The following is a 6705-nucleotide window of genomic DNA, read 5'->3' as shown; positions in this document are numbered from 1 at the left end:
GGGATACAGTACTGCTCATCTGAATACCAAGCGGCACTAGCCGCCTATGGAATGACCCCATCAATGACAGATGGATATGACTGCTACCAAAATGCACAAGCAGAGCGTGTGAATGGTATTTTGAAGCAAGAGTTTTTGCTTAATCGCTGCAGAACGATGAAAGAGCTTGGCGTTTTAATCAAGGAATCGATAGAGATTTATAATCAATTACGGCCGCACCTTAGTTTAGGGATGAAAACCCCAAATGAGGTGCATGAAAAAGCCAGTTGGGAATACCAACTGGCTTAATAAAAACCGTCAACCTATTTTAGGACTAGACAAACCCATTAGATTAGTTAAGGATTTTTGCTAAATCAATTTCTAAAGAGACTTCTGGGCTCTCAACGATACGACCAATCTCTTCACCTTGCTGGATCACGATAAAGGTGGGGATACGAGTAAACTCATAGTTCGCCGCTAAACCTTCTGGATCGGCTTTTTGACGGTCAACACCAATGTACTTAACGGTGATATTTGGATTATTGATCTCTTCCATTATGCGCATAAAACGCGGTGTTTCGCGGTGACAATCTGGACACCAAGTACCGATAATGACCACTATTTCAGTGGGCTCTTGTAGATTCTTTAGCGGGGTAATAGCTGCGGTATCGACTTGGTACTCTTCATAACCCGCGGTCATTTCTTCTACTTCCGCCATCATGGTGTTGGTGTCGACTAGACCAGTTAAAATCACTTCCTGTTTCTCCTCACTACATGTCGCCATGAAACCACCGTTTTCGTCTTCAAAGGCGCAACCACTGTTAGCAATGGCTTGAGTACTGAAAATTAATGCAGTGGTGGCAATAAGTGCTTTGATATTGTTGGTCATGATACTACCTCAGGTCACAGAAATTTAGCTAAATTTATTCTATCAGCATTATCTAATGAGCAAGCTTGAGGTGAAAGGGGCGAGGCGAGAGGATGTTAGCTTGATCACTGACCAATAAGCTAATTAGCTAGGTGGCTCACAGAATCAACGCTAGGTTTAAGTTTGAGTTAATCTGTGAGCCGTAAAGCACTATTTGTGTTCAGAACTGAAAATATTCCATTGTTTAGCAACGGTGTCGTGCTGCCACTGGCCTATAGCAATTAACCGATGTTGGCGGCCGCTAACCGGATTAGCAATATGGCGTAACTCATCATAAGTCTCACTTTCAATGCGTTGTAGCGGGAAGCCTTGTGTTAAAGCAACTTGCTTAACCGTTTCGATACGTCGCAATGCCAGTTGGTGATTATAGTTGTCACTGCCTTCCGAGCTGGTATCACCGACTAACAGCAGTTTTGCCTGTGGTAAACCTTTAAGCTTGTCGATAAGCTCGGCAACCTTATTGCGCTCAGCGGTGCTAAGCGTATCTTGATCGAAGCCAAACATGATGATTTTAGTTTGTTCAGCGAACGCCACCTCTGTGATACTGCAGCCCTTATTATCAATAATGGCGCCAATAGGTGTATCAGCACACTCGTCACGGGCATTCACAACGCCATCGAAGTCTTGGTCATTAAGATTGCGGCTCTGTTGCTGTTGCTCATAGGGGGCAGCGGTATCAGCGCAGCCATAAAGTATCGTACAAATAGCAATTAATATTAATAGGTTAAAGTTTCTCATGCTATTTCTCCTGTGACCAAGGTTGAGGTTGGTCAATCCGGAACGACTCCATTAAGTAGCCCGTGGCATTGATTAATCGATAGGCGGCAATATAGTAGTTGTGATGGGCATTAAGATAGTTTTTTCGTGCAAGAAATACCTCAACCTTAGCATCGAGTACATCGAGTAATGAGCGCCGACCTAAATCGAACTGTTTACGATAACCTTGTTCGGCTTTCACGGCTTGATCGACATTTTCCCGATAAAAACTGCGCTGCTGGCCGACAAAGTCAAATGCGTTCCAAGCCAGTCGGGTGCCTTCTTCTACCTGCTGCTCAGTGCTTTGCCTAACCGCAATAGCTTGCTGATAGCGCCATGCGGCCGCTTCGGTGCGATCAACTGTTGAGCCGCCGTTATACAGATCGTAGCTCAGCATTAACATTGCACGGGCATCCTCATCTGGGCCTTCAATGCCGCCGATATTGTCGTTCTTGTTAGCTTGAAGCTCGATAGATAACTTAGGCCAAAAGTCACTTTTTTCCCTTTCATGTTGTGCACTGGCCGCTTGTGCATCTGAGGTTGCCGCATCAATTTCAGGGTGATTTTTCTTGGCTAACTCTAAAGCTTGTGACAATGAGGTGGGCACGTAATCAAAATCAGGCTGTGGACTGATGAGGTCTTGTGGAAATTGACCTACAAGGTCGTAGTACTTAGCCTGTAAATCCATCTGATTGTTACGCGCTGCTAGGTAACCTGATTGACTGGTCGCCAATCGGGCCTTAACTTGCGCCACGTCTGATTCACTACTCAGGCCTTTATTGAGGCGAGAGTCGATATTCGCCAGAATCTCTTTGTGTTCTTCAACGTTACGCTGTGCCAGTTCAGTCACTTTATCTGCCATCACCAGTTCTAGATAAACTTGACTGACCTCTAGAGAAAGATTCTCCGCGGCCGACAGCAATCCAAAGCGTTCTGCTTCTTTTTCAAACTCTAATCTGTCGATCTCAGATGTGGTGCGAAAGCCGTCAAATAATAGCTGCGACACCTTTAAACCGATTTCTGTTCTGGTTAATTCTGAATCGATGCGTTGGCCACTGTTATATCTGACATCTTCATAGCCTATGCCACCATAGAGCTTAACTTGGGGTAAATAGTCGCCTACGGCAGCGCGTCGGTAACGAACGGCGGCTTCAAATGCGGCATATTTTTGCTGCAAAGAAGGGTGATGATTAATCGCCTCTGCCACAGACTGTTCAAGTGTTAACGCTTGAACATGTGGTGCTAAAGCGAGTATGGGGATCAGTAACAATTGTCGCATAGTATCCTTACCTTAAGGTTCACGTAGTGCATTTGCACGCGCTCGTAATAGCGGTTTTAACCAATAATTCAAAACAGTTTTGTTGCCCGTTAAAATATCCGTATTTGCCTGCATGCCGGAAATTATCGGCCAGCCATTTAATACGTTTTCGCGAGTTTTTATATGAGCTTCATAATAGGTGCTGCCATCATCAAGTTGCTGCGCATCTGGACTAACGTAAATAACCTCACCTTCAAGACCCCCATAAATAACGAAATCGTAGGCGGTGAACTTCACCGTCGCCTTTAGTCCCGTTCTGACAAAGGCGATATCTTTAGGGGCGATGCGACTTTCGACGATGAGTGCGCCGTCACTTGGAACAATGCCCATAATGGGCTCCCCAGGTTCGATAACCGCTCCCATAGAACGCACAAGAATGTTGGTGACTTTGCCATCGATAGGCGAGGTAATTTTAGTTCGCTCTAAGCGGTCAGCGAGAGTTTTAATACTCTCCTGTAGGCCTGCAAGCTCATTGCTCACTTCATTGCGTTCTGCTTCGCTGCGAGACAAAAACTCTAGTGCCAATGACTGCCGTTCACCAACCGCTTGGCTTTGTGCAGCCTTTAACTGGCGCTCATTGGCTTTAGAAGCCGCCAGTTCACCTTGTAAACGAATCGCGTCGCGCTCTAACTTAAGTAGCTCAAGTTCAGCAACCGCACCTTCTTCTACGGCTTCACGGGTCATGTTGATCTCTTGCTCAACGAGCTTAAGGCCATTAAGTTGGGCCTCAGTGGTAATGCGTGCTTCTTCTCTGGCTTCTATTTTTTGTGCGACAGCTTGTTCTGCCTGAGCAAGCTGTGAGATCAATTGCGACATCCTGGCTTGATAGATAGCCTGGCTGCGGGGGCTGATTTGCCCTTGGGCTGTCGGTAAGGCTTGTATCTGTACTTGCACTTGTTGGCGCCAATCTTGATGCTGTGGTTGCATCTGCACTGAGGCGAGCTCAGCTTCTAAACGCACGAGTTGACGCTTGAGCGCAATACGGCTCAATTGTGCTTCATCGTAGGCCGAGGCAAAGCGTAACTCATCAAGTACTAATAGCGTTTGCCCTGCTATTACTGATTGGCCTTCGGTAACAGCAACAGATTTTAGAATGCCGCCATCTAAGCTTTCTATTTGCTGCACCGAGTGGGTTGGCACCACTTTGCCTTCACCGATGACCACTTCATCTAATGTGGCAAAATGAGCCCATGTGATTGTGGCGATAATTAATAACATCACCAGTAAAATAAGCTGTTTGGCACGTCTTGCGCCTTCGAGATGCTTAATATGGAGTTGAGCACTCATGAGTCGCCTCTTGAACTTTGTTGAGGCGCGCGCTTATTGATTGAGACAGCTTTAATGCGTCGTTTTTGGCTATCTTGCATGTCTGTTGCTGTGCGTTCATCGCAAATATTTCCCGCTTCCATCACGATAATACGATCACATAAACTGAGCACTTTGGGGCTATGGGAGGCAATTACCATAGTGCAATTTCGCGGTTGAGATTTGAGGCAAGCAAGGATTTGGTTTTCGGCACGCTCGTCCATTGCGCTGGTGGGTTCATCGAGCAGCAGTAGTTTAGGCTGCCTCAATAGTGCGCGGCATAATGCGACCGCTTGACGCTGGCCACCAGAAAGCTGGCGGCCAAATTCACCCACTTGGCTTTCAAGGCCGCTGCCCAAGCGAGCCATTAACTTGTCGATGCCGGTCGCCATTAAGGTTTTGGCTAATTGATTTTCATCAACGTGCTGTAAGCCGAATATCAGGTTTTTAAGTACTGAGCCATACACCAACTGGGGCTGCTGTGACATCCAGCCTATATGTTGACGTAAGCGATGTGCTGGCCATTGACTCGCCGCTAAGTTGTTATAACTAATTTGCCCAGAGCTAAGTTCATATTGGCCAGCAATGGCTGCTATAAGCGACGATTTCCCTGCGCCGGCTGCACCAAAAAGGCCAATGCGTTCGCCCGGCTTCACCAGTAAATCAATATCATTAAAGGCCGGCATATTTTGCTCTGGATAGCTAAAACTGGCATGGCTAAGTCTAAACTCGCCGTTAAAACTAACCTGGTTGTTGGCTTGCAGGGTTTGGCTGTTCTCCTGCGGAAGTGCCAAGATTGATTCAACCGCGACCACAGCAGATTGAGTCTGCTTATATTTAAGCACCAACATGGCAATTTGATTAATCGCATTAGCAGCGCGGCCACTTAACATAACGATTGCAATTAGCCCGCCCATACTAAGGTTGCCAGCATGAATCTGATATACCCCACTAATGATAAGACCAATTGTTACCAGCTGTTGGGCATTCATGACACTGTGGGTCAAGGTGTTTGAGGCGATGCGGGATTCATTTTGCCAATCTGCTAGATGACTAACGGCATCTTGCCAAATCCGCTTGGCCCGTGCTTCACCATTATTTTGTTTGGTTTCGACGAGTAAGTTTAAGGTTTCAACAAGGTGTGCTTGACGTTGTGTGGAGTATTTAGAGGTCTGCTCTATGGTGGTCACTAACCGCTTTTGCATTACAAAACTGATGACCAATAACACCACCATGCAGGTTAACGGCACCAACACCATAGGGCCACCAAGCCAGGCTATTAAGGCCAAAAATAGCAGTGTAAATGGCAGATCCACGGCACTGACTAGCGTTGCAGAAGTGATAAACTCTCGAATACTATCGAACTCCTGTAACTGCTTTGCAAATGCGCCAGCGGAAGCTGGACGGTGGGTTAGCTTCATACCGAGTACCCGACTAAACAACAAGTTCGACATGGAAATATCGATATGTTTGCCCGCAACATCGGCCAGCTTAGTGCGTGCTTGGCGAAGCAACCAGTCAAACATGATGGCGATAGAGGCTCCAATAGCCAACACCCATAGGGTATCGATGGCTTGGTTAGGCACCACTCGGTCATACACATTCATGGTAAAAAGCGGTGTGACGACCGCTAAGATATTAATGGCAAATGATCCCAGTAGAAAACTGGCATAAAACGGTTTCACTTCGTCAAATGCTTGGAGAAGCCAATGGCGGTGGGGGTTAAAACTATGTTCTTTTGCGCGATCATCCAAACTGGCTTGGCGACACAAGTACCAACTGTTTTTTTGATAATGTTGGCTGAAATCGGCTGCGGGAATGGTTTCTGTACTGCCATTACTATGTCGTATCTCAAGACCGTTATCACCACGACTTATCAGCATCGCGGCTTGCCCTTGATTACCAATGACCAGCGCTGGTAGGGCCATTTTATTTATTGGTAGTTGTTGCTGCGCAGCGTCAATCCCTACGTTCGCTAAAGCTTGGGGTAAGAGTCCCGGGGCGAGGGCGCTTTGGGATATGGGTAAGCCATTGAGCAATTGGTTGTCATCGGCGTAAACCGCCAGGTGCCGGCAAATAACATGAGCTAACAACAATGTCTCATTGGGCTTGGTATTACTCATAAGTTCTGCCCCAATAATTGCTGCTCATCTTCGAGCTGACTAATACTGTCAACGGCATTGATATCGGATTGCGTATCAAGGGTGGCAGGCAGGTACTTGGGCTCCGATAGATTTTCCGCAGCTTGGCGAATGGCCGTGGTTAAGGTTTGTAATTGTTCCCCGTTTAGCTCGGTTGAAATAGGCGTGATGTGATCGCCTTTAGGGGGCGTGATACTGTCTGCAATCAGTTGATGGGCTTCTGCCATCTGCTCATCATTAATCGGCGCAAGCCGCTCATGACTGTTGCTGAGACCAGT

General features: G+C 46.8%; 7 protein-coding genes. 1 reads left to right on the top strand and 6 read right to left on the bottom strand.

The window, feature by feature from the left end:
• On the top strand, nt 1-288 hold a 288-nt coding region (locus tag L865_RS0119785; protein WP_028774819.1), incomplete at its 5' end, for an integrase core domain-containing protein.
• Nucleotides 289-331: 43 nt separating this feature from the next.
• Here the strand turns inward: L865_RS0119785 and L865_RS0119780 are convergent.
• The 6 genes from L865_RS0119780 to L865_RS25755 form a co-directional block, all read right to left on the bottom strand.
• On the bottom strand, nt 332-868 hold the full coding sequence (locus tag L865_RS0119780; RefSeq protein ID WP_028774818.1) for a thioredoxin family protein: 537 nt from the start codon (nt 866-868) through the stop codon (nt 332-334).
• Nucleotides 869-1057: 189 nt separating this feature from the next.
• Entirely contained in the window at nt 1058-1645 is a 588-nt protein-coding gene (locus tag L865_RS0119775) for an OmpA family protein (protein ID WP_028774817.1), read from the bottom strand.
• A gap of 1 nt (nt 1646) precedes the next feature.
• On the bottom strand, nt 1647-2942 hold the full coding sequence (locus L865_RS0119770; RefSeq protein ID WP_028774816.1) for a TolC family outer membrane protein: 1296 nt from the start codon (nt 2940-2942) through the stop codon (nt 1647-1649).
• Between the two features lie 12 nt (nt 2943-2954).
• Complete coding sequence (locus tag L865_RS0119765) at nt 2955-4268, bottom strand: HlyD family type I secretion periplasmic adaptor subunit (protein WP_028774815.1); 1314 nt, start codon at nt 4266-4268, stop codon at nt 2955-2957.
• Nucleotides 4265-6409, bottom strand: a complete 2145-nt coding sequence (locus tag L865_RS0119760; protein ID WP_028774814.1) for a type I secretion system permease/ATPase — start codon at nt 6407-6409, stop codon at nt 4265-4267. Before L865_RS0119760 ends, L865_RS0119765 begins: the two co-directional genes overlap by 4 nt.
• Nucleotides 6406-6705 (bottom strand): hypothetical protein (locus tag L865_RS25755; protein ID WP_037471675.1); only part of this gene is annotated, 300 nt, incomplete at its 5' end. The genes L865_RS25755 and L865_RS0119760, both read right to left, overlap by 4 nt.

The organism is Shewanella waksmanii ATCC BAA-643 (assembly GCF_000518805.1).
In the GTDB taxonomy this organism is placed as follows: domain Bacteria; phylum Pseudomonadota; class Gammaproteobacteria; order Enterobacterales; family Shewanellaceae; genus Shewanella; species Shewanella waksmanii.
The sequence above is the reverse complement of the archived record's forward strand: the minus strand, read 5'-3'. Positions and strand labels throughout refer to the sequence as shown.